Annotated in this window: 20 protein-coding genes, 3 tRNA genes, 3 rRNA genes, 1 other RNA gene and 1 other annotated feature; of the genes, 3 read left to right on the top strand and 24 right to left on the bottom strand. The window is 34.5% G+C overall.

Features of this window, described 5'->3' with window-relative positions:
• Window positions 1-22: 22 nt before the first annotated feature.
• The 20 genes from ACX0KU_RS05455 to aspS all read right to left on the bottom strand — a co-directional run bounded on the left by ACX0KU_RS05455 (window position 23) and on the right by aspS (window position 17,503).
• Window positions 23-106 (bottom strand) — tRNA-Leu (locus ACX0KU_RS05455).
• Window positions 107-123: 17 nt separating this feature from the next.
• Window positions 124-198, bottom strand: a tRNA-Glu gene (locus tag ACX0KU_RS05450).
• Between the two features lie 5 nt (window positions 199-203).
• Window positions 204-320: ribosomal RNA gene (gene rrf / locus ACX0KU_RS05445) — 5S ribosomal RNA — on the bottom strand.
• An 80-nt stretch (window positions 321-400) separates the two neighbouring features.
• A 23S ribosomal RNA gene (locus ACX0KU_RS05440) occupies window positions 401-3,305 on the bottom strand.
• A gap of 225 nt (window positions 3,306-3,530) precedes the next feature.
• A 16S ribosomal RNA gene (locus tag ACX0KU_RS05435) occupies window positions 3,531-5,039 on the bottom strand.
• The 16S, 23S and 5S rRNA genes sit together here with 2 tRNA genes alongside, the layout of an rRNA operon.
• Window positions 5,040-5,557: 518 nt before the next feature.
• Window positions 5,558-6,439 carry a hypothetical protein gene (locus tag ACX0KU_RS05430; RefSeq protein WP_472991862.1) on the bottom strand — a complete coding sequence of 294 codons (882 nt, stop codon included), beginning with the start codon at window positions 6,437-6,439 and terminating at the stop codon, window positions 5,558-5,560.
• 183 nt (window positions 6,440-6,622) lie between these two features.
• Window positions 6,623-6,877 carry a pro-sigmaK processing inhibitor BofA family protein gene (locus ACX0KU_RS05425; protein WP_472991861.1) on the bottom strand — a complete coding sequence of 85 codons (255 nt, stop codon included), beginning with the start codon at window positions 6,875-6,877 and terminating at the stop codon, window positions 6,623-6,625.
• 202 nt (window positions 6,878-7,079) lie between these two features.
• A complete protein-coding gene (locus ACX0KU_RS05420) occupies window positions 7,080-7,559 on the bottom strand; it encodes a CBO0543 family protein (protein WP_472991860.1) in 480 nt (159 codons plus the stop codon).
• 40 nt (window positions 7,560-7,599) lie between these two features.
• Complete coding sequence (locus ACX0KU_RS05415; protein WP_472991859.1) at window positions 7,600-8,421, bottom strand: hypothetical protein; 822 nt, start codon at window positions 8,419-8,421, stop codon at window positions 7,600-7,602.
• On the bottom strand, window positions 8,394-8,864 hold the full coding sequence (locus tag ACX0KU_RS05410) for a hypothetical protein (RefSeq protein ID WP_472991858.1): 471 nt from the start codon (window positions 8,862-8,864) through the stop codon (window positions 8,394-8,396). The genes ACX0KU_RS05415 and ACX0KU_RS05410 overlap by 28 nt, the downstream gene beginning before the upstream one ends.
• Window positions 8,865-8,996: 132 nt before the next feature.
• Window positions 8,997-9,593 (bottom strand): recombination mediator RecR, encoded by a 597-nt coding sequence (gene recR, locus ACX0KU_RS05405; protein ID WP_472992410.1) that lies wholly within the window; start codon window positions 9,591-9,593, stop codon window positions 8,997-8,999.
• 17 nt (window positions 9,594-9,610) lie between these two features.
• Window positions 9,611-9,952 carry a YbaB/EbfC family nucleoid-associated protein gene (locus tag ACX0KU_RS05400; protein WP_472991857.1) on the bottom strand — a complete coding sequence of 114 codons (342 nt, stop codon included), beginning with the start codon at window positions 9,950-9,952 and terminating at the stop codon, window positions 9,611-9,613.
• A gap of 75 nt (window positions 9,953-10,027) precedes the next feature.
• Window positions 10,028-11,653, bottom strand: coding sequence for a DNA polymerase III subunit gamma/tau (gene dnaX / locus ACX0KU_RS05395; protein ID WP_472991856.1), 1,626 nt, complete (start codon window positions 11,651-11,653; stop codon window positions 10,028-10,030).
• A 299-nt stretch (window positions 11,654-11,952) separates the two neighbouring features.
• An RNA gene (gene ffs / locus ACX0KU_RS05390) (signal recognition particle sRNA large type) lies at window positions 11,953-12,216 on the bottom strand.
• Between the two features lie 3 nt (window positions 12,217-12,219).
• Window positions 12,220-12,309 (bottom strand) — tRNA-Ser (locus ACX0KU_RS05385).
• A gap of 186 nt (window positions 12,310-12,495) precedes the next feature.
• The gene (locus ACX0KU_RS05380; protein WP_472991855.1) at window positions 12,496-12,993 is read right to left on the bottom strand and encodes an HD domain-containing protein; all 498 of its coding nucleotides are present in this window, start codon (window positions 12,991-12,993) and stop codon (window positions 12,496-12,498) included.
• Between the two features lie 29 nt (window positions 12,994-13,022).
• Window positions 13,023-14,459, bottom strand: coding sequence for an Asp-tRNA(Asn)/Glu-tRNA(Gln) amidotransferase subunit GatB (gatB, locus tag ACX0KU_RS05375; protein WP_472991854.1), 1,437 nt, complete (start codon window positions 14,457-14,459; stop codon window positions 13,023-13,025).
• Window positions 14,456-15,898 (bottom strand): Asp-tRNA(Asn)/Glu-tRNA(Gln) amidotransferase subunit GatA, encoded by a 1,443-nt coding sequence (gene gatA, locus ACX0KU_RS05370; protein WP_472991853.1) that lies wholly within the window; start codon window positions 15,896-15,898, stop codon window positions 14,456-14,458. Before gatA ends, gatB begins: the two co-directional genes overlap by 4 nt.
• 15 nt (window positions 15,899-15,913) lie before the next feature.
• Window positions 15,914-16,198 (bottom strand): Asp-tRNA(Asn)/Glu-tRNA(Gln) amidotransferase subunit GatC, encoded by a 285-nt coding sequence (gene gatC, locus ACX0KU_RS05365; protein ID WP_472991852.1) that lies wholly within the window; start codon window positions 16,196-16,198, stop codon window positions 15,914-15,916.
• A 15-nt stretch (window positions 16,199-16,213) separates the two neighbouring features.
• A complete protein-coding gene (gene aspS / locus ACX0KU_RS05360) occupies window positions 16,214-17,503 on the bottom strand; it encodes an aspartate--tRNA(Asn) ligase (RefSeq protein WP_472991851.1) in 1,290 nt (429 codons plus the stop codon).
• A gap of 64 nt (window positions 17,504-17,567) precedes the next feature.
• Window positions 17,568-17,820, bottom strand: a binding site (T-box leader).
• A gap of 315 nt (window positions 17,821-18,135) precedes the next feature.
• Here aspS and ACX0KU_RS05355 point away from each other — a divergent pair.
• The gene (locus ACX0KU_RS05355) at window positions 18,136-18,576 is read left to right on the top strand and encodes a Fur family transcriptional regulator (RefSeq protein ID WP_472991850.1); all 441 of its coding nucleotides are present in this window, start codon (window positions 18,136-18,138) and stop codon (window positions 18,574-18,576) included.
• A 30-nt stretch (window positions 18,577-18,606) separates the two neighbouring features.
• Here the strand turns inward: ACX0KU_RS05355 and ACX0KU_RS05350 are convergent, their stop codons facing one another.
• The 3 genes from ACX0KU_RS05350 to ACX0KU_RS05340 all read right to left on the bottom strand — a co-directional run bounded on the left by ACX0KU_RS05350 (window position 18,607) and on the right by ACX0KU_RS05340 (window position 21,536).
• Window positions 18,607-19,365 (bottom strand): TIGR03943 family putative permease subunit, encoded by a 759-nt coding sequence (locus tag ACX0KU_RS05350; RefSeq protein WP_472991849.1) that lies wholly within the window; start codon window positions 19,363-19,365, stop codon window positions 18,607-18,609.
• A 15-nt stretch (window positions 19,366-19,380) separates the two neighbouring features.
• On the bottom strand, window positions 19,381-20,433 hold the full coding sequence (locus tag ACX0KU_RS05345) for a permease (protein ID WP_472991848.1): 1,053 nt from the start codon (window positions 20,431-20,433) through the stop codon (window positions 19,381-19,383).
• 149 nt (window positions 20,434-20,582) lie between these two features.
• Window positions 20,583-21,536, bottom strand: coding sequence for a metal ABC transporter substrate-binding protein (locus ACX0KU_RS05340; RefSeq protein ID WP_472991847.1), 954 nt, complete (start codon window positions 21,534-21,536; stop codon window positions 20,583-20,585).
• A 121-nt stretch (window positions 21,537-21,657) separates the two neighbouring features.
• Between ACX0KU_RS05340 and ACX0KU_RS05335 the strand changes: the two genes are divergently transcribed.
• Both ACX0KU_RS05335 and ACX0KU_RS05330 read left to right on the top strand, forming a co-directional pair.
• Window positions 21,658-22,329 carry a metal ABC transporter ATP-binding protein gene (locus tag ACX0KU_RS05335; RefSeq protein ID WP_472991846.1) on the top strand — a complete coding sequence of 224 codons (672 nt, stop codon included), beginning with the start codon at window positions 21,658-21,660 and terminating at the stop codon, window positions 22,327-22,329.
• Window positions 22,316-23,107: a metal ABC transporter permease gene (locus tag ACX0KU_RS05330; protein ID WP_472991845.1), complete on the top strand. Its 792-nt coding sequence runs from the start codon at window positions 22,316-22,318 to the stop codon at window positions 23,105-23,107. The genes ACX0KU_RS05335 and ACX0KU_RS05330 overlap by 14 nt, the downstream gene beginning before the upstream one ends.
• 27 nt (window positions 23,108-23,134) lie before the next feature.
• Here the strand turns inward: ACX0KU_RS05330 and ACX0KU_RS05325 are convergent, their stop codons facing one another.
• Entirely contained in the window at window positions 23,135-23,578 is a 444-nt protein-coding gene (locus ACX0KU_RS05325; RefSeq protein WP_472991844.1) for a nucleoside deaminase, read from the bottom strand.
• Window positions 23,579-23,580 lie beyond the last annotated feature (2 nt).

The raw sequence follows: 23,580 nt of genomic DNA, 5'->3' as shown, positions 1-23,580 counted from the left end.
ATTATTATAAAATTTTTAAAATTGGTGCAGGTGAAGGGAGTCGAACCCCCACGCCAAAGGCGCTAGATCCTAAGTCTAGTGCGTCTGCCAATTCCGCCACACCTGCACATTTTAAGTTGTTAATGGTGACTCCTAGGGGAATCGAACCCCTGTTACCACCGTGAAAGGGTGGTGTCTTGACCGCTTGACCAAGGAGCCACATGACCTGGCGATGTCCTACTCTTCCACACCGTCTCCAGTGCAGTACCATCGGCGCTGTGAAGCTTAACCATCGTGTTCGGGATGGGTACGGGTGTATCCTTCACGCCATAATCACCAGATGACCTAACATCCAAATTAATTGAATGAGTGTCATTGAAAGAATTTTGTTCTCTCAAAATTGCACAGTGAATTTAATATTTAGATCAAGTCCTCGATCTATTAGTATTAGTCAGCTGAGTACATTACTGCACTTACACCCCTAACCTATCAACCTGGTAGTCTTCCAGGGATCTTACTAGCTTACGCTATGGGAAATCTAATCTTGAGGTGGGCTTCACGCTTAGATGCTTTCAGCGTTTATCCCTTCCCGACATAGCTACCCAGCTGTGCTTCTGGCGAAACAACTGGTGCACCAGAGGTCAGTCCATCCCGGTCCTCTCGTACTAAGGACAGCTCCTCTCAAATTTCCTACGCCCACGGCGGATAGGGACCGAACTGTCTCACGACGTTCTGAACCCAGCTCGCGTGCCGCTTTAATGGGCGAACAGCCCAACCCTTGGGACCGACTACAGCCCCAGGATGCGACGAGCCGACATCGAGGTGCCAAACCTCCCCGTCGATGTGGACTCTTGGGGGAGATCAGCCTGTTATCCCCGAGGTAGCTTTTATCCGTTGAGCGATGGCCCTTCCATACAGAACCACCGGATCACTAAGTCCGACTTTCGTCCCTGCTCCACCTGTATGTGTCGCAGTCAGGCTCCCTTCTGCCTTTACACTCTACGCGCGATTTCCGACCGCGCTGAGGGAACCTTTGAGCGCCTCCGTTACCTTTTAGGAGGCGACCGCCCCAGTCAAACTGCCCACCTAGCAATGTCCTGTGACCAGATTCATGGCCGCCAGTTAGAATTCCAGTACTGTCAGGGTGGTATCCCAAGGACGACTCCACGAAAGCTGACGCTCTCGCTTCTTAGTCTCCCACCTATCCTGTACAGACAATACCGAAATGCAATGCTAAGCTACAGTAAAGCTCTACGGGGTCTTTCCGTCCAACCGCGGGTAGCAAGCATCTTCACTTGCACTTCAATTTCACCGGATTTGCTGCCGAGACAGTGCCCAAATCATTACGCCATTCGTGCGGGTCGGAACTTACCCGACAAGGAATTTCGCTACCTTAGGACCGTTATAGTTACGGCCGCCGTTTACTGGGGCTTAAGTTCATACCTTCGCTTGCGCTAAGCATTCCCCTTAACCTTCCAGCACCGGGCAGGCGTCAGCCCCTATACATCAGCTTACGCTTTAGCAGAGACCTGTGTTTTTGATAAACAGTTGCTTGGGCCTGTTCACTGCGGCCTCCTCTCGGAGGCACCCCTTCTCCCGAAGTTACGGGGTTAATTTGCCGAGTTCCTTAGCAGCAATTCTTCCGACGGCCTTAGGATTCTCTCCTCATCTACCTGTGTCGGTTTGCGGTACGGGCACCAATTTGCTCCATAGAGACTTTTCTTGGCAGCGTGGAATCAGATACTTCGCCCATAGGGCTCCCCATCACACCTCAGACTTAAATTGAGCGGATTTGCCTACTCAACATCCTAAGTGCTTAGACGCACATCCAATAGTGCGCACATCCTATCCTCCTGCGTCATCCCATTTGTCAAACGCATTTTGGTGGTACTGGAATATCAACCAGTTGTCCATCACCTACGCCTTTCGGCCTCGGCTTAGGTCCCGACTAACCCTGGGAGGACGAGCCTTCCCCAGGAAACCTTAGATATTCGGCCAACAGGATTCTCACCTGTTTCTCGCTACTTATGCCAGCATTCTCACTTCTGCACTGTCCACCACTCCTTACGATATGGCTTCTACCTGTGCAGAAAGCTCCTCTACCACGTGTACGTAGTACACATCCATAGCTTCGGTGGTAAGTTTTAGCCCCGTTACATCTTCGGCGCGGGATCTCTCGACTAGTGAGCTATTACGCACTCTTTAAATGAGTGGCTGCTTCTAAGCCAACATCCTAGTTGTCTTAGAAATCCCACATCCTTTCCCACTTAACTTACACTTTGGGACCTTAGCTGATGGTCTGGGCTGTTTCCCTTTTGACCACGGATCTTATCATTCGTAGTCTGACTGCCGGGGTACCAGTATGTGGCATTCGGAGTTTGATAGGGTTCAGTAACTGTTGTCAGCCCCTAGCCCATTCAGTGCTCTACCTCCACTACTTAATTACCCGACGCTAGCCCTAAAGCTATTTCGAGGAGAACCAGCTATCTCCGAGTTCGATTGGAATTTCTCCGCTATCCACAGCTCATCCCATGGTTTTTCAACACCAACGTGGTTCGGACCTCCACGGAATTTTACTTCCGCTTCATCCTGGCCATGGATAGATCACCCGGTTTCGGGTCTACGATATGCAACTAGTTGCCCTGTTCAGACTCGGTTTCCCTTCGGCTCCGCACCGTAGGTGCTTAACCTTGCTACATATCGTAACTCGCTGGCCCGTTCTACAAAAAGTACGCCGTCACACATTAACGTGCTCCGACCGATTGTAGGCACACGGTTTCAGGTTCTATTTCACTCCCCTTCCGGGGTTCTTTTCACCTTTCCCTCACGGTACTGCTTCACTATCGGTCACTAGGTAGTATTTAGCCTTGGGAGATGGTCCTCCCAGCTTCCCACAAGGTTTCACGTGTCTCGTGGTACTCTGGAGTAGATCTACTTCTCTCTTCTTTTTGCCTACAGGGTTATTACCTTCTACGACAGAACTTTCCAGTTCTCTTCGACTAAAAAGATTGAAGCGTTATGATCTATCCGCAACCCCAGAAACAAAGTTTCTGGTTTGGGCTCTTCCCCTTTCGCTCGCCGCTACTGAGGGAATCGATTTTTCTTTCTCTTCCTTCTGGTACTTAGATGTTTCAGTTCCCAGAGTGTACCTCTATATACCTATGAATTCAGTATATAGTACATGATGTTTATCATGTGGGTTTCCCCATTCGGAAATCTACGAATCACAGGCTGTGTGCGCCTACTCGTAGCTTATCGCAGCTTATCGCGTCCTTCTTCGGCTCCTAGTGCCAGGGCATTCACCGTGCGCCCTTTCTAACTTGATCGTTAGACGCTTGTAAACATAAATGTTATACAAGACTTCACTCCTCAGATATACTGAGTGAGATTTATTACTAAAACTAATTACTTAGTTATAGTAGATTTCTTAATATTCACTGTGCAATTTTCAAAGAACAATTAATGAAAGACATTAGTCTTTCAAAATTAAACAGAATTAAGGATAAATTATTTCCAGTCTATGAAAGCTGTGAGCTTTCATTTCTCCCTAGAAAGGAGGTGATCCAGCCGCAGGTTCTCCTACGGCTACCTTGTTACGACTTCACCCCAATCACCAATCCCACCTTCGACTGCTGGCTCCTTGCGGTTACCTCACAGGCTTCGGGTGTTACCGGCTCTCATGGTGTGACGGGCGGTGTGTACAAGACCCGGGAACGTATTCACCGCGACATTCTGATTCGCGATTACTAGCAACTCCAACTTCATGTAGGCGAGTTTCAGCCTACAATCCGAACTGGGACCGGTTTTTTAGTTTGGCTCCCCCTCACGGGTTTGCTTCTCGTTGTACCGGCCATTGTAGCACGTGTGTAGCCCTAGACATAAGGGGCATGATGATTTGACGTCATCCCCACCTTCCTCCTGGTTAACCCAGGCAGTCTCGCTAGAGTGCTCAACTTAATGGTAGCAACTAACGATAAGGGTTGCGCTCGTTGCGGGACTTAACCCAACATCTCACGACACGAGCTGACGACAACCATGCACCACCTGTCTTCCTGCCCCGAAGGGCTTCCTCTGTTACGAGTAATTCAGGAGATGTCAAGTCTAGGTAAGGTTCTTCGCGTTGCTTCGAATTAAACCACATGCTCCGCTGCTTGTGCGGGTCCCCGTCAATTCCTTTGAGTTTTAATCTTGCGACCGTACTCCCCAGGCGGAATACTTATTGCGTTTGCTGCGGCACCGAGGGTGGTACCCCCCGACACCTAGTATTCATCGTTTACGGCGTGGACTACCAGGGTATCTAATCCTGTTTGCTCCCCACGCTTTCGTATCTCAGCGTCAGTTACGGTCCAGAAAGTCGCCTTCGCCACTGGTGTTCTTCCTAATCTCTACGCATTTCACCGCTACACTAGGAATTCCACTTTCCTCTCCCGCACTCTAGATACCCAGTTTCAAATGCAGCGCCCAGGTTAAGCCCGGGAATTTCACATCTGACTTAAATATCCGCCTACATACTCTTTACGCCCAGTAAATCCGGACAACGCTTGCCACCTACGTATTACCGCGGCTGCTGGCACGTAGTTAGCCGTGGCTTCCTCCTTGGGTACCGTCATTATCGTCCCCAAAGACAGAGCTTTACAATCCGAAGACCTTCATCACTCACGCGGCGTTGCTGCGTCAGGGTTTCCCCCATTGCGCAATATTCCCCACTGCTGCCTCCCGTAGGAGTCTGGACCGTGTCTCAGTTCCAATGTGGCCGATCACCCTCTCAGGTCGGCTACGCATCGTCGCCTTGGTGAGCCGTTACCTCACCAACTAGCTAATGCGCCGCGGGTCCATCTCAAAGCGGATTGCTCCTTTGATTATCTTCTCATGCGAGAAGATAATGTTATGCGGTATTAATCTCCCTTTCGGGAGGCTATCCCCCTCTTTGAGGCAGGTTACCCACGTGTTACTCACCCGTCCGCCGCTAATCCGTTCCCGAAGGAACTTCATCGCTCGACTTGCATGTGTTAGGCACGCCGCCAGCGTTCGTCCTGAGCCAGGATCAAACTCTCAATTTAAAAGTTTAATCTGTTACTCATTACTTAAAGTTATTGACTGGCATTTTATTTACCTTAATTTCTGTTTAATTTTCAAAGACCAAGTTTTTTTCACCATCTCTCGACAGCTTATTCATTATATCAACTTTAAATTGTTTTGTCAACACTTTTTTTTAGTTGATATTATCTTTTTTTAAGAACTTTTTAACATCTATTATCTAATCTCTAATCTCTAATCATTGTATCTATGTTAAAATACTTCTAGAGATTAAAAATTATCTGTTATCAATCATTTCTCTTCGTTCTCTCGAATCGGCAAGGAATATCTTATCATAAATGCTATGCATAAAAAACCTATAATCCACCATTAAACCAAATATGACTCCATTTATTCTATTTATCTCTTATTTCCTATCTAATTCTCATATTGATACACCCGGCAAAGTATTAATAGTAACTGTAGTTAAAGTATTACTTTTTAAAGACAAATGGCTTCATAAAGAGTAAAAACTCTCTACGAAGCCATTCACTTTTTTATATTACTCCTGATATTCCTCTTTAAACTGCTCTTCCATATAGTCCTCTATTACTACCTCAAATCTTAATTTAGCTTTCTCTTTAGAATCCTTCTTTACTTTTACATTATAATTTAACCTTTGTATATTAGTATCTTCTTCATGAATTTCTTTATCTTCATTAACTTCTATTGGAATATCTATTACATTATCACTTACAACAACCTTACCTTCTTTATAAACTTCAGTAGTACTATATGACCCCTTATCATTATATGCATTTACTTTAATATTTTTAATCTTAAGTTTGTCTTGTCCTTTAAAATTATTATCTATACTGATATCTAGTGTTGTATTATCCTTTGAATTTTCATTAGCAAATACATGAGTGTATATTCTGCTCTCTAATTCCTCTTTAAAAAAAGCATGTAACAAATCCTCACTTCTTAGCTTACTTGGTCCTTCAGCTAAAAGTTTAAATTTATAGTCTTCTTTATAGGGTAGAAGTAAGGTTTTAGTAAACTTTAATCCGTAAGAAATACTTAAAGGCGTTTTAATCCATTCTATATCTTCTTTTTCATCTTTTTTCACCTTTCCATATAAAAGGTATAGCTTTGCATTATTCTCTAATTCTTTTAAATTTCCATATATAAGTATTTTTACATTCTTATAATCTTTATCTATTTCTAATATCTTATATTCTTTGCTACTAATCCAATCTTGTTTAGATGCAAGCTTTGTCAAATCACTAGACATATTGTTTACACTTCTTTCTAGATAATTTAACTTCTCATAATTTCTACCAACATCTTCACTTACATTATTGAATTTAAGAATAATAACTCCATTTAATACTAGGGAAACTATTAAAGCTACTACTAGTACTCTATTTAGAAATTTAGTCATATAATCTCCCTCCTTCGTACCTTTCTGTTTTAAATTATATATTATATAAATAACTTAAACTACACCTAATTTATTATATTTAACAAATTTTAATATATTAGAACCCATTATTAACTATGAGAATATATCTAAATATGTATTAACACTATTACTATATATTTTTAACTCCTATGTCTGAAAATACTATAGAAACAATTTAAATATAATTAGAAATACTGCACCTGGCAATCCAAAGAATCCTGCTATAAGTGCTGTCCAAGGGTTTATCCCTATGTTAATCCCAAAATATCCTCCAACTATATTTACAATTAATAAAATAGCAGCTCCCAATACCGCATTAACAACTAATTTCCATAAAATTTTTATAGGCCAAGCCAAGAGCTTTACTAATACAAATAATAAAATAATCCCACCTAAAAAATATATCATATATTCCATACTAACCCTCCGTAATCCTACTTATTAATATATTTTATTAATATAACTACTATAAATATTACTATTCCATATCTATAATGAACATTTTTCTATAAGCGCTAAAACTCTAGCCTTATTTTCATTAAGCATAAAGCTAGAGTTATATTAAAACTATTCTTCTTATAGTTCATATCCTGTATCTATTTTTAACAGTCTAATAATATTACTTATTGTTCATTGTAATATTTTTAAAAAACCACTCATTATACTTCTTTGACATATAGAATGTAATAAAAAATGTAATCCAGGTTACATACCAAGTCCAATGTCTATATTCTAAAACATCTGTATATCTTTCTTGAATCACTTCAATAATAGTTAAGATAGTACAATAATAAAAGTAATACATAAACTGAGAAAATAAACTTTTTTTCTCAGGATAATTAGCTATAAATATAACACAAATAGATGGATAGAAAAAGAACTCAAACAAAAAACTTGCTTTATTAGCATAGGGAAAAAGTCTAAAAGGATATTCAATGAGTCTATATTCTGCAACTATTAATCCTACTGACCATGTTATTGCTTGTTTAAACAAATAAGCTACATGTGCTTCACGAATTTTGTCCCTTGGAACATATTTATATAGTACAAATATTATTAAAATAATCTCAACAATACTAATTATATATTCTTTGCTCAAGATCATACCTCCATTTCAACATCAATTTAATAAAATACAATTAAGTATTGTGTATATCTAGTTTTCTCACTCCAAGCGCCTGGTTCGCCCAAAGCATATCTTTTACCATATCCACCTGACCTTCAGTGCACTCTATTATAAGAACAACTTCTGCTCCTCTCTTATTACTCTGCCTATTACTATTATGCTTTTTTGTTATAATCATTTTAATAATAAACCCTAATGTAGCACCTATTAATATAGCTATCAACCCCCATATTAAAGGCCCCCACTTCCAAATCATCCCGTATACACTCCCAAATATTCCTAAAATGACTGCAAGAATAGCAGGTAAATCAAATAAACTTAAGCCATCAGAACTATGAATGGAGTCAAATAACATTCTATCCTCTCCTCTTTTATCCATAGGAACAGCCATAATATTCTCTTTTTTGATTCCTTTCATCTCAATTGCTGTAATAGCTAGTTCTAAATATATTGAATGTTCAAAGGTAGAAACAATATACATCCTGTCACCTCTTATATTCCTTTTAAATGGCATTACAAAATTCGAATTTTGATATTCTCTTTTAAAAAACTTTGATTGTTCCCATTCATATAATTTGTTATTTTCTACTGTATTTGCATAAGCATCATACATAGAAAAGAAATATACAGAATGTATATTTAAAAACCACTGCATATCTACTACTGCTTTCGCCTTCTCAAAGTCTCCTAGAAAGCTATAATGAAATACTGGCAACAGTTTAGAATAGTAACATATTGCAATCCACCACATAATAACAAAACCTGCTGTAATAAGTCTATGAATATATAATTGCCCTGAACCTGGAATTAATAATGACCATATAGTGAAACCCAAGGTTTTCTTTTATCTAAATAATTTATCTCCAGCGCCCCTATTTTAAAGGGTTTTATTTCTGCATCCTCTCTTGCTGCTAATTTATATATATTATTTAAATCAACCGTTGTCCTATAACTATCCCATATTGCAAAAATATATGTAGGTATATAAAGAGACATCCACCGTATATCTGTAACTGCCTTTGCCTTTTCAAAATCACCTATAAAAGAATAGAATATCAATAAATTAATTTTTGCTTTATAATTTATAACTACTTCCCATATAAATAAGAAAAACCCTCTTGAATACTTTGATAGTAAAAGATGTCCCATGCCTGGAAAAGTTAATGACCAAGCAGCAATCACAAATGGATTTCTTATATGTAGTTGCGTTGTCCCTGATAAACTAAGATAGGCTATTTCTCTTCTTGAAGATGGTTTACCGGATTTTAACCTTGGCATATTTAGCTCCTTTAATAATGTCTTTTTTTATATTCTTTCCATATATTCCATAACTATATGCAAAATATAAATAAAAAAAGAGTAAGGCTATATCTTACGATATCCTTACTCTAAATTTCATTTATAATATATCTAAAGTTCTACTCTTCCTTCTAAAGCCTTCGATAGAGTTACTTCATCTGCATATTCTAGATCTCCACCTACTGGAATCCCATGAGCAATTCTTGTAACCTTCACTCCTAGTGGTTTTACAATCTTTGATATATACATTGCTGTAGCTTCTCCCTCAACATTTGGATTAGTAGCTACAATGATTTCTTTTACATTATCATTAACTCTTCTAATAAGTTCTTTTAGTTTTATGTCTTCTGGTCCTTTACCCATCATAGGAGAAATTACTCCATGCAGTACATGGTATACCCCATTGAATTCTCTTATTTTTTCTATAGACATAATATCTTTCGGCTGTTCTATTACACATATAATACTATCATCTCTATTAGGATTAGAGCATATTGCACAAGGATCCTTCTCTGTGTAGTTTCCACAAACTGAACAGTATTTTATAGTCCCTCTAGCCTTTACTAAGGCTTGAGCAAATTCATTTACCTCTTCACCCGGAAGATTCAATACATGAAGCGTAAGTCTTTGTGCCGTTTTATATCCTACTCCTGGTAGTTTTGCAAACTCTTCTATTAACTTCTCTATTGCTACAGGATAAAAATCCAAATTACTCATACTGTCACCTAGAACATTCCAGGCATATTAAGTCCACCTGTAAGCTTTTTCATTTGATCTGATGTAACTTCTTCTACAGCTTGCAATGCTTGATTGCATGCAAGTAATACTAAGTCTTGTAACATTTCAACGTCATCTGGATCTACTACATCAGGATTTATTTCTATATTTAAAAATTGCTTTTTACCATTAACTGTAACCTTAACTGCTCCTCCACCTGATGCTGCTGTAAAGTGTTTATTTTCAAGTTCAGCTTGTGCCTTTTCCATGTCTTGTTGCATTTTTTGAGCCTGTTTCATTAAATTGTTTATATTCATTCCGCCCATTCCTGGGAATCCACCTTTTGCCATAATATTACCTCCTAAATTATACTATTAACTTTATAAACTTTACTTCATCATTTTAATATTTTACCATTTACATTCTTATTCATCAATTATTTCTACTAAATCTTCTCCAAAAGTTTCTTTTAAAATTTGTTCTGGAGTTTTTTCATTTTCTTCATTTTTATCTACAGTATATTTTATTCTTACTCTCTCTTTTAGTGCCTCTGAGAAAACATCCTCGATTATTTTTCTATTATCATCTTTTTGAAGTCTACTAATATTAAAAGCATATTGTTGCTCATATTTTATCTCTATAATGCCATTAATACAGGATTCAATCCTACCTGTTATTAAGGATGCATATATAACCATAAGCCTTCTAGCCTTAAAAACCTCTAGAATATCCTTCCAAGACTTTTTAATATCTTCTACTGTAAGTTTAGAATCCGTATTCATTTCTGCAACAGGTTCATATTCCTTACTTACTTTGCTCTTTAATATAGGAGCCTTTGCAGTTTTAACATCCGGTTTATTATTTGTACTTTCTACATTATTTAGTTTTACTTGTATATTTCCTTCTTTAATCATATTTTCTAATTTATTTATTCTAGCTAGCAGTACTTCTTTAGATGTATCATACTCTACTTTGCACATTTTTATTACAGCTAGCTCCAAGTATATTCTGCTTTGACTGCTCCACTTAGCTTGCTCTTCGCTTTCTTGAAATATCCTAATACATCTCATTATCTCTTCAATTCTTATTTTTGCCGATTGTTTTTTTATTAGCTCTATATTTTCTTCTGACATGTCTAGTACTTCTTCTGGTTTTTGACTAATCTTAACCATCATAAGGTTTCTCATATGATGTATCATATCCTTTATAAAAAGATTGATGTCTTTTCCACCATATACTATATCATCAATAATTCTCATTGAAGTTTCTACATTCTTATCTATTATATTATCTGCTAATTTTAGTAAGTTTTCGTTAGTTACAAGTCCCAGCATATTAATTACTTGTTCGTAATCAACCGTGCCGTTTCCCATAGATATTGCTTGATCTAATATACTTAAAGCATCTCTCATTGCCCCATCAGACATTCTTGCAATAAGCTGCAGGCTCTTATTATCTGCAGAACTTTCTTGCTCATTAGTTATCTTAACAAGCCTTTCAAACACATCATCACTTTTTATCCTTTTAAAATCAAATCTTTGACATCTTGATAAAATAGTTATAGGTAGCTTTTGAGGGTCAGTTGTAGCCAGTATAAAGATTACCTTTTCTGGTGGCTCCTCTAAGGTTTTTAGAAATGCGTTTACAGCTCCTTGTGTTAACATATGAGCTTCATCCATTATATAAACCTTATGCTTTCCTTCTCTTGGGGGGTACTTAACCTCCTCTATAAGATCTCTTATATCATCAACCTTATTATGAGATGCAGCATCAATTTCTGAAACATCTATAGCAAGACCATTAGTTATCTTTTTGCACATCTCACATTCATTGCAAGGCTCTCCATCTTTAGAATCCAGGCAATTTACTGCTTTAGCAAATATCTTTGCAGTAGAGGTTTTTCCCGTTCCTCTTGTACCACACAAGAGATAAGCATGGGCTATTCTATTATTTTTTATTTGATTCTTTAAAGTAGTAGTTACATGTGATTGACCAACTACTTCATCAAAGGTTTTAGGTCTCCATTCTCTATATAAAGCGGTATATGCCAATTGAAACACCTCTTACTCTTTTTTCTATGTATTACTACTATTATATCATACCATATTTAAATAAACAGAGTTCTTGACTTCAGGTGGAGTTTTTCACTCAACCTGAATCTTAGAAATCGTTATCCAGGGACGTAGCTGCCGTTATATCCCACTTAAGCAAATATCCAAAATCTGCGATTTGGTGTGAATCGCTTTCGCAGAGTGCGATGTGAGTATTACGGCAGATAGTCATCGGATAAATTTTAATAAATTAAATAAAAAAAGACGCAACATTATGCGTCTTATAATCATATGTAAAGTCGTGCACCTCGTGTCGACAGTGAAGTAAGAGCGTTACTTATACAGTTAACTCAAACCAGGTTTGCCCACGGCACACGAAAGGTCTTACTTACCGCTGCTTCCTTCCGGATCTGACGGGGTTCATAAGTTTCCGTTGCGTGGGGCCCAGTTATCAACGCCACTTGTATAAGCCAGACCTCCCACTTCAAAGCCTCGACGAGGAGTTCAACCCTGCTATAGCGGATTGCAGGTGCAGGACACCGCTAACTTCCCGTCTAGCACGACTATGGCGGAGAAAGAGGGATTCGAACCCTCGGTAGAGTTGCCCCTACACACGCGTTCCAGGCGTGCTCCTTAAACCACTCGAACATCTCTCCATAAATTTAAATATTTAACTTGGCATCACCAAGTAAAAACTATTATACTATCTATTCATATTTATTTCAAGGCAAATATAAATATTTGTAACTAGTATTTATTAGTTATTAATATACTATATTCTATTATATGAACAATAATTTAGTTTTAGCAAAAACATATATTTTTAAAATTTAGTAACTTTGTTACGATTTCATATACATGCTTTCTAAATATCTAGTTCCACTCTTAGTTTTAAAATATGCCTCTCTTATTCTCTGTAGTTTTTCTCTTTTTATTCCATCCTCAAATATATTCACTAGAAAATCTGCTTCTATAAGTATTTGAAAATCTATATCATCTATAGAACTATATGTGTGATGACTTCCTATAAGAAAACATATTCTATCCAAAAGTGTGTGGTCTAAGTTGAATTCTTCTAATAATTTACGGCCCACTGGAGGCCCTTCAATCTCTTGATAATTACCTGCATGAGAATTATATTTCCTCTCACTTTCCTTTATTCCTATATCATGAAGTATAGCTGCTAATTCTAGTATAAAAAGTTTATCTTTTGATATGTTTTCAAGTTCTCCTATACTTTTAGCAAGATTATGTACTTTGAGGGCGTGATTTATTCTTCTCACGTCCCCTTCAAAGTAACTTATCATTTTAGACATAGTATTATATATAATATTATTCAAGATAGGCACCTCTTTTAATTATTATAACTCTAACTATTTAGCATTTCTTCTAAAATTTCATTTATAACCTTAGGATTCGCTTTCTTCTGAGTTGCTTTTACTACCATACCCACTAAAAATCCTTTAGCTTGTGTCTTACCGTTTTTATATTCTTCAACTGCTTTAGAATTTTGTTTTAAGATCTCTTCAACAATAGGCTTAATATCGTCTACAGAACTTGTTTGCATCAGTCCCTTTTCTTTAATTAAATCCTCTGGCATCTTATCGCTATTTAACATTTCTTCAAAAACTTCTTTTGCTGCAGTGTTGTTTATCTTTCCACTCTCAACAAATTTTAAAAGTCCATGCATTCTATCAGGTTTTATAGAAAACTCATCAACAGTAATTTTATTTTCATTTATTACTCTTAGTATTTCTGAAAGCACCCAGTTGCAAGCTACCTTTACATCTGATCCCTTTAGAATTAACTCTTCATAATACATAGAAAGACTCTTATCTCCAACTAAAATTTCTACTTCCTTTTCTCCTAGCTTATATGTTTCTGTAAATCTTTGTCTTTTGGCTTTTGGAAGCTCTGGAATATCTTTTATAACTTCTTCAATAATTTCATCCTTTATAACAATAGGTATAACGTCTGCTTCTGGGAAGTATCTATAATCATGTGCTTCTTCCTTACTTCTCATTGGTACAGTCTTTCCTTTAGCACTATCCCATCTTCTTGTTTCTTGAACTATCTTATACTCCTGTCCAAATGTATATAGTTCCCTTTGTCTTTTTTCTTCTTTTTCTAATGCCTTTTGAAGCTCTTTAAAAGAGTTTAAATTTTTAATTTCTACTCTAGTATTTAATTTGTTACTTCCTACTTCTCTAAGTGAAATATTAGCATCACATCTTAGAGAACCTTGTTCCATACGGCAATCAGATATATCAGCATACTCTAAAATTTCTTTAAGTGTTTTTAAGAAATTTACTGCATCATCAACAGATCTTAAATCTGGCTCAGTAACTATTTCAACAAGAGGTACTCCAACTCTATTATAATCTATCAATGTGTATGGCTCATATTCTACGTGAACTAGTTTACCTGCATCTTCTTCTACATGTATTCTATTTAAATTTATTCTTTTAACTTCCCCGTTACTATTAATATCTATATATCCACCACTACATATAGGTAGATCAAATTGTGATATTTGATACGCTTTAGGTAAATCGGGATAAAAGTAATTTTTTCTATCCATCTTGTTTAACTTATTTATTGTACAATTTACAGCAGTACCTGCTTTTGATGCAAGCCTTATAACCTCTTCATTCATTACTGGAAGAGTTCCAGGCATTCCTAAACATACAGGACAAGTGTTCTCATTAGGCTCTGACCCAAACTTTGTAGAACAGTTGCAAAATATCTTTGTTTTTGTTTTTAATTCGGCATGTATTTCAAGTCCAATTATAGTTTCGAAACTCATAAACTAGCACCTCCTGAAAAAGCTTGTGCAGCTCTTAACATTTTCTTTTCACTAAAATAATCTCCTATAAGCTGAAGTCCTATAGGTAATCCTTCTTGACTTTGCCCACATGGTACTGAAATAGCAGGTAGTCCTGATAGATTAACATTTACAGTATATATGTCTGCAAGATACATCTCTAATGGATCTGCTTTCTTCTCTCCTACCTTAAAAGGAAGAACTGGAGATACTGGTGTTAAAATTAGGTCATATTTTTCAAAAACCTTTTTAAAATCCTTACTTATCTTCTTTTTTAATTTTAATGCTCTCTTATAATACGCATCATAATAACCTGAAGATAATGCGTAAGTTCCAAGCATTATTCTTCTCTTAACTTCTTCACCAAAGGCTTCACTTCTGCTTTTCTCCATGATCTCATATACATCATCATATTCCTTAGTTCTATATCCATATCTTATACCATCATATCTTGCTAAATTTGAACTTGCTTCAGCTGAGGAAATAATATAGTAGGCAGAAAGTCCGTATTCAGAAATAGGGAAAGATATATCCTCAACTATTGCACCTAAAGCTTTAAACTTTTCAACACTGTCTAATATTGATTTCTTTATTTCTGGATTAAGACCTTCACCTAGAAATTCTGTTGGAACACCAATTCTCATGCCCTTTATTCCATCATCTATTCCTTCTAAATAACTTAAATCCTCATCTTGCTTAAGACTAGTATTGTCCATAGGGTCTTCTCCCTTAATTACATCTAGACAAAGAGCACAATCTTTTACACTTCTCGCCATTGGACCTATCTGATCTAAAGAAGAACCAAAAGCTATAAGTCCATATCTTGATATTAATCCATAGGTTGGTTTTAATCCTACAACACCACAAAAGGCTGCTGGCTGTCTAATAGAACCACCTGTATCAGATCCAAGAGATAAAGGAGCAATCCCTGCACCTACTGCTGCGGCGGATCCTCCTGAAGAACCACCTGGAACTCTATCTAAATCAAAAGGATTCTTTGTAATTTTAAAAGCTGAGTTTTCTGTAGAAGAACCCATCGCAAATTCATCCATATTAGTTTTTCCTATAATTATTGCATCCTCTTCTTTAAGCTTTTTAATTACAGTAGCATCATAAGGAGGAATAAAATCCTCTAACATTTTTGATGCACAAGTTGTTCTAATTCCATCAGTACAGATATTATCTTTTATCGCAATAGGTATTCCAGCTAGTTTACCTAATTTCTCTCCATTTTTTACTTTACTATCAATTTTTCTTGCTTGAATTAAAGCATCTTCTTCACATAAAGTTAAGTAAGCATTAACATCTTTATCTACTTCATCTATTTTTACGTATAATTTTCTAACTACTTCTTCACAAGAAAATTCTCCACTTTGAATACCTTCTTTTATTTCAAAAGCCGTTAATTTTTCTATGTTCATAAATTTCACCATCCTTTATTCTATAACCTTTGGTACCTCTATACTTGTTCCTCTCATGGACTTTACATTGCTAAATAATTTTTTCTTATCCTCAAAAACTACAACCTCATCTTTTCTAAATTCCGTATTTACCTTATCAAATTCATTTAAGTTTATATCATCTAAATTTACATTATCTATTGCCTCAAAATGATTTAATATATTTTCAAATTCCTTAGTCATCTTCTCAAGTTCATCATCGCTAAATTTTAGCTTTGCAAGCTTCGCAATATACTGAACATCATTAACACTAACCTTCATTTCTTATCACTCCTTTTATGGTGTCATTCTTTTTAAATCTCTTGGTAAAAGTGTTGCCTCTCTTATGTTCTGTAAATCTAATATCTTCATTGTAAGTCTTTCAAGCCCTATAGCAAAGCCTCCATGTGGTGGCATTCCGTACTTGAAGAAATCAGTGTAGAACTTAAAGTCCTCAGGATTTAATCCGAATTTCTTTATATTTTCTATTAACATATCGTATTCGTGTATTCTTTGTCCTCCAGTTGTAATTTCAACACCTTTATAGATTAAATCAAAGCTTCTTGTAGCCCCTACATTTTCTTCACAAGGCATTGTATACATTGGTCTTTTTGAAATAGGATACTTGGTTAAGAATACAAAGTCACTATTATACACTTCTTTTACATATTTAGAGAATAACTTTTCTCCTTCTGCATCTAAGTTTCCTACAGGAGATCTTTTATCATACTTATCTAATATAATATCTTGTGCTTCACTTAAAGCTATTCTAGGTATACTTGGCATACCACTTAAATCTATTCCATACATATCTAACTCTCTTTTACAAGTTTCTGCAAGATGTTTAAATAAATACTGTAAAAACCCCTCTTCTAAATCCATAATATCATTTTCATCTTTAATAAAGCCCATTTCTACATCTAGACTAACATATTCACTTAGATGTCTCCAAGTATTGTGCGGTTCTGCTCTATATGCATGCCCCACTTCATATACTCTTTCAAATCCAGCTCCTACCATCATTTGTTTATAAAACTGTGGACTTTGTGCAAGAAAAGCTCTGTTTCCGTAGTAGTCTACAGTAAACATTTCACTTCCACCTTCTGTACCAGAATCTATAATTTTAGGTGTGTGTATTTGTGAAAAGCCTCTATCTCTTAAATACTTTCTAAAAGCTTCTTCTATCTCCTCTTGTATTTTAAATACTGCTCTAACTTTAGGTTTTCTAAGACTCATTACTCTATTATCTAACTGCACTTCTAGAGCTGCATTAATATCTCTTTTATTGATTTCAAAAGGCAGAATGTCATAACTAGCTTTACCTACTATTCTAATTTCTTCTGCTTGAATTTCTATTCCTTGTGGTGCTTTTTCATTGAGAACTTTTTCTCCAATAACTTCTACAGATGCCTCTGCTCTAAGATCATTTATCTTCTCTTTATCTACTATAATTTGAGCTATTCCCGTTCTATCTCTAAGTTGCACAAAACTAATTGATCCTAAACTGTGGATTTTATGAATCCATCCCTTAACTAATACTCTATCTTGTTTTTCACTTATCAAATCTTTTATAAATACTCTTTCCATATTAATTCCTCCATTATTCTTAGTCATAATTTAAAAAACAAAAATCCCTATACAACTTAAGTTGTATAGGGACGATTATATTCGCGGTGCCACCCTTGTTAGCATTTCTGCTCACTTAAATAAGTACGAATTAAATAAATATATCTAATTGATACCTAGTTCCTTTAACGGTGAACTTCCGTCTAAATCTACTTTCTTTAAAAATTTCGATTAGATCCTCAAGGGTGTTCTTCCTTTATAAACTTCATGCTAAGATTCCACCGTCCTCAGCTCTCTAGAAATCCATTTATAAGTACTCTCCCTCTCATCGTTTTTAACAATACTAATTTTATTTATTCTTATTATACATAAACCTTTTTATTAAATCAATAACTTTTTTATTTATTTTTTATGTATTTATTACCTATTTCCTTATTGCGATAATCATTTTATTAATTATTATACTCTTTTTTTACATTATTATATTCTTTAGCTTTAAAATTATAATAAATAGACTAGATAAGTTTTATCATATATTATTGTATCTTTTAACACATCCTATGATTAAATGTTATAGATAATTATTTATTAATCATTGAATACCTTGAATTAGTATTGTAAAATATGATTAAATCGTACTAGGAGTGTTATATATGACTAATATGGATAAAATAGAATATGCACTTAAGGAAAAAGGATATAAACTTACAAAGCAAAGAAAATCTATACTAGAAGTTCTTGTTGAAAATAGCGGTAAATTTCTTTCCGTAGAAGAGATATATTTAAGATCTAAAAATAAATATGAGAAAACTAACTTATCTACAGTATATAGAAATATGGAAGTTTTAGAAGCTATTGATATTGTTCATAAAACAAGTATAAATGGCTCTTCTTCAAGTTATGAATTTACTTGTAGTGACCATCATCATCATCATGTTATATGCAAAAACTGTGGAAAGACAGAGACTATAGATTTCTGTCCACTAAAAGAATTTGCCTCTAAAGTTAATAACAGCGGTTTTACAGTAACCGATCATAAACTTGAATTATATGGCTATTGTAATAATTGTAGTAAAAAAACGGAAGAGGATTAGCTCTTCCATTTTTTTATCCATACACTTCACTTATGGATAAATATATTCATTTTTAGGTTTATCTATCTTTTCTATACTGTTAACTCGTATAGCAGGTATTATTCTATCATTTTCCTTATCTTTATAGTTTGTAACATCAATTGTACCTTGGATTTTAACCCACTTGTTATCTTCTAATTCCTTTGAGCCGTCCCACTTACACATTAAACCTATGAATTCAGAATCTGCAGCACAACAGGATACTAACATTCTAGCTACAACAAACTCATCCTCATTAAAACTATCTTCCTTAAAAATAAATCCACTAATTACAATCTTCTTTCCCTTATATTTATCTATATTGTTCTCCATATCTTGTATTACATTTAAATAATTTTTCTCATTAACTTCAATTACATCATCTTCACTAGACTTATTATCATCACTCTCATTGTTTTTAAATATACTTATATTTTCACCACTTGGACCTACTAACTTTAAGCCTTTTTTATTAGCTATACTTGGATCTAATCCTTTAGGATTAACTATAAATCCTAGTAAAATTGGAATTAAAAATATAAGATAACCTTTTCTAATAGTTTGATTATTTTCATTATAACTAAAAAGCTTATTTATTTGAAAATAGGCTAAAATACAAAATACTAAAAAAGCAAAAATAGCATACTTTTTCATTCTTGGATGAATAAAAATTTCAATATTTCCTGACATAAATAGATAGAAAAAGTAACTTGCAAAACCTAGGAGTATAATAAACCATAAAGCCTCATTTATATTAAACTTTTTTAACAATACGTCTTCTCCCTTCTATAAACCTATTATGTTTACAATCTCACTCATAAGGAAAGATACAGCAAAAATTAGAAGTGTAAGCTGTAATATGAATCTCTTTTTAAAACCTGAAGCTAACATTAATGTGTTCTTTATATCTATCATAGGTCCTAATACTAAAAAGGCTGCTATAGATCCTGTAGTAAACTGATTCAAAAAAGTTCTTGCTATAAAAGCATCTGCCTCTGAACATAAGGATATAATATATGCAAATATCATCATGGCAAATACTGAATATACTTTGTTAGTTCCTAGTTGTAATATATAACTTCTTGAAACAAATACTTGAAACACTGTAGCTATAAAAGCTCCAAGTATTAAAAATTTACCTATGTCATATAGTTCTGAGCTTGTATGCTCAATTATTTCCTTGATTTTAGACTTGTGATTATGATTATGTTCATGATGATGACCACTATGATCATGTCCACAACTGCAGCCTACATGTAAGCTTGCTACCTTATTTGACTCTTTTAATGGATTGCGCCCTTCTTCTAGCCACCCTATAAGATACCCTATAACTAATGCACCAATTAAACCCATCACTCCTCTTAAAACTACCATAATAGGCATACTATAAAATGCATAATAAGTAGAGGCTAATACTATAGGATTTACTATAGGTACTGCAAGCATAAATGTTATAGCAATATTTAAAGGAACTCCCTTTTTTATAAGCCTTCTCACTATAGGTACAATTGCACATTCGCAAACTGGAAATACTATTCCCATTATTGATGCTATAAATAAACCTATTATTTTATTTTTAGGAACTATTTTAGCTATTGTTTCTTCTGATATAAATACCTGTATTAATGAGGATATTATTGATCCAATTATTATAAATGGTAATGCTTCAAGAATTATACTTAAAAATATAGTTGCAAAATTTTCAACTACTGCATTTCTGCTTACAGAACTATTTCTATATGTAATAACAGTACTGATTAGAATAAAAAAAATTAAATTTAATAATATTATTTTTAATATGAATAATAAATTAGCATTTGGTTTATTACTTTTTACCAAAGAACTTCTCCCCCCTTTTCAATAAATGAATACTATAAACATAATTACTAATATATATTTATCTGCATCAGATTTAATGCACAGCATATAAATTTAATAGTTAAAGGCAGATTAGATATACCTAACCTGCCTTTAACTTTAAATATGTTCTATTTTAAACTAATATATATCTTTTCTAGATTTTCTCTCATACTCTCTATATAGTTTTTATTATCTTGTTTGCTTTCTAAAGAGTATATTTTCTCTATTTTTGCTCCTATTTCCTTTGCCAAAGTTTCTGACACTCTTGGACTTGCATTTTCCTCTGAGAATATAGTTTTAATATTATTTTTCTTTCCGTATTCAACTAATTCTTTAAGCCTCTTTGCACTTGGCTCTCCTTCTGCAAATACATCTTCAACACTGTTTTGTTCTAGATTAAAATCTCTACAAAGATATGAAAAAGCCGCATGTCCTGTAACAAATTTTCTATTAGTTAATTTACTTATTTTTTCATTATACTCATTGTAAAGACTATCAAGCTTTTGAGTAAATTCATTATAGTTTTTATCATAATAATCTTTACCTGCTGGGTCTACTTTAATCAAAGCTTCCTTTATGTTATTTGCTTGAACCTTTGCCTCTTTTAGGCTTAGCCATATGTGTGGATCATATTCTCCATGCTCATGGTCTTCTTCATTTTCTTCCTCTTCTTCATCGTTCTCTGTCTTAATAAGATTAGTTCCCTTTGAGGAATCTACTAATATTAAACTTTTATTACTTATAGTTTCTATAACCTTATCTATCCAAGGCTCCATTTCTACTCCATTATAAACAAACACTTTACCTTTGCTTATATTTTCTAAATCTCTAGGCTTTGGTTCAAAATCGTGAGGTTCTATTGCTTCATTTATTAAAGTCTTTACATTTACCTTATCTTTACCTACTGCTTCGGCAAATTCTCTTAAAGGATTAAATGTTACTACTACATCTATTTTATCATTTGTGGAATTACTTACATCATTCGTATTTGCTCCTACTTCATTTAACTTCTTGTTTCCACAAGCGGACACAGAAATTATGATTAGAAAGGTTGTAATTAGGGCAATAATCTTTTTATACATATAATCTCTCCTTTTTTACTTGCAAACTATTTGCATTTAGGTATATAATAAACATATATTTTACACTTGTCAATATGTTTTACATATTCTTGATTATTTAACAATTTTACGGAGGCAATTTATGATTCAAATTAACAATCTCTATTTCTCTTATAATAAACTTCCCCTATATGTACTTAGTAATCTAAACTTAATTATTAATAAAGGGGATTATATATCAATACTCGGAGAAAACGGAAGTGGTAAAAGTACACTTATAAGACTTATTCTTAAAATACTAAAACCTTCTAGTGGCGATATAACAATTAATACTAATAAAATTGGATATGTGCCACAAAAGATAGATAGTTTTAATTCACAATTTCCTATAACTGTATCTGAAGTACTTAACTCTCATAGAAAAGCAATTAAAATTAAAAATACTAGCTGTATACAAAAAAGTTTAGAAAAAGTAGGAATGGAAAACTATAAAAATTCTCTTATTGGAAATCTATCTGGAGGCCAACAGCAAAAGGTATTTATAGCTCGAGCTCTTATGGGGAATCCTGAGCTTATCGTCCTAGATGAACCTTCTACTGGAATTGATGTCCAAAGTCAAAAAGAAATATACTCAATCATAAAAAAACTTAATTTAGATATGAGGATTACCATAATATCTATTGAACATAACCTAAAAGCAGCTTTAATAAATTCTAACTATATACTAGAACTTAACTCTGGAAATGGTCTATTACAGTCTATAGGCGAATATAAACAAAGATATCAGGAGGTTATTTCTAATGTTACAGTATAGCTTTATGCAAAATGCCTTAATGATATCTGTCCTTATTTCTATACTATGTCCCTTTATTGGTGTATTCCTAGTACTAAAAAGACACTCTATGATGGGTGATACTTTAGCTCACAGCTCTCTTGCTGGTGTTGCTATAGGAATTATGTTTAATTTAAATCCTATAATAAGTTCATTTGTATTTACATCTATTTGTAGTTTTTTTATAGAACTTTTAAGGTCTTACTATAAGAAATTTTCAGAATTAATTCTTGTAATAGTACTCACTTTAAGTGTAGGTATAGCTATAACAGTTATAAGCTCAGGTAATGCTAAAGCAAATATTAACTCCTACTTATTTGGGAGCATTTTAACTGTATCTACTCAAGAACTATTAACAGTTTTAATTTTAAGTGTAGTATCTGTTATAACACTTATATGTTTATATGATAAATTAGTCTATGTAACCTTTGATGAAGAAGGTGCAACAATTGCAGGAATTAAAGTAAAGATTATAAATTATATTTTTGCCCTTTTAGTTAGTGCAACAGTATCTATTTCTATAAGAATAATAGGAGTTCTTGTTTTATCCTCAATGCTGGCAGTGCCTGTTGCTACAGCCCTTCAACTAAATAAGAGTTTTAAACTGACTCTCATTTACTCTATATTTTTTGGGTTCATAGACATAATGATTGGACTTATTTCATCCTACTATATAAATAGTGCTCCTGGAGGCACAATCGCTTTAACTTCAGTTGCTACCCTACTTATAGTGATAGCCCTTAAAGGCCTAAGAAAATAACTCATATGACTTTAAAAATCATATGAGTTATTTTCTTCTCTTTCTAAAAAATTCTTGTAGTATATTACTACATTCCTCATCATAAGCCCACTTTACATCAATCATAGTATTTAAGGCTTCATTTTCAGTCATATTTAAGACAGAGCCACAGCACCCCGAAACTGGATCAAAGGTTCCTATATACAATCTTCTTATTCTTGACTGAATAATTGCTCCTGCACACATAGGGCAAGGTTCAAGTGTAACATACATTTCGCATTCATTAAGTCTCCAATTATTTAAAACTTCTGAGGCTCTTTTTATTGCAAGTACTTCTGCGTGAGCTGTTGGATCTTTTAGTATTTCCCGAAGATTGTGTGCCTTTGCTATAACCTTATCATTCTTTACTATAACTGCTCCTACTGGTACTTCATTGAGCTTTTCCGCAAGCCTTGCTTCTTCAAGAGCAATTTTCATAAATTCTCTATTCATAT

Source organism: Clostridium sp. X, assembly GCF_055755365.1.
This window is presented reverse-complemented; position numbering and strand designations above follow the sequence as displayed.

Excerpts from the sequence above, each read along its gene's own strand:
- ACX0KU_RS05430 (WP_472991862.1), bottom strand. The coding sequence starts at position 6,439 with ATGACTAAATTTCTAAATAGAGTACTAGTAGTAGCTTTAATAGTTTCC.
- ACX0KU_RS05425 (WP_472991861.1), bottom strand. The coding sequence starts at position 6,877 with ATGGAATATATGATATATTTTTTAGGTGGGATTATTTTATTATTTGTA.
- ACX0KU_RS05410 (WP_472991858.1), bottom strand. The coding sequence starts at position 8,864 with ATGCCAAGGTTAAAATCCGGTAAACCATCTTCAAGAAGAGAAATAGCC.
- ACX0KU_RS05400 (WP_472991857.1), bottom strand. The coding sequence starts at position 9,952 with ATGGCAAAAGGTGGATTCCCAGGAATGGGCGGAATGAATATAAACAAT.
- gatB (WP_472991854.1), bottom strand. The coding sequence starts at position 14,459 with ATGAGTTTCGAAACTATAATTGGACTTGAAATACATGCCGAATTAAAA.
- gatA (WP_472991853.1), bottom strand. The coding sequence starts at position 15,898 with ATGAACATAGAAAAATTAACGGCTTTTGAAATAAAAGAAGGTATTCAA.
- gatC (WP_472991852.1), bottom strand. The coding sequence starts at position 16,198 with ATGAAGGTTAGTGTTAATGATGTTCAGTATATTGCGAAGCTTGCAAAG.
- aspS (WP_472991851.1), bottom strand. The coding sequence starts at position 17,503 with ATGGAAAGAGTATTTATAAAAGATTTGATAAGTGAAAAACAAGATAGA.
- ACX0KU_RS05355 (WP_472991850.1), top strand. The coding sequence starts at position 18,136 with ATGACTAATATGGATAAAATAGAATATGCACTTAAGGAAAAAGGATAT.
- ACX0KU_RS05340 (WP_472991847.1), bottom strand. The coding sequence starts at position 21,536 with ATGTATAAAAAGATTATTGCCCTAATTACAACCTTTCTAATCATAATT.
- ACX0KU_RS05335 (WP_472991846.1), top strand. The coding sequence starts at position 21,658 with ATGATTCAAATTAACAATCTCTATTTCTCTTATAATAAACTTCCCCTA.
- ACX0KU_RS05330 (WP_472991845.1), top strand. The coding sequence starts at position 22,316 with ATGTTACAGTATAGCTTTATGCAAAATGCCTTAATGATATCTGTCCTT.
- ACX0KU_RS05325 (WP_472991844.1), bottom strand. The coding sequence starts at position 23,578 with ATGAATAGAGAATTTATGAAAATTGCTCTTGAAGAAGCAAGGCTTGCG.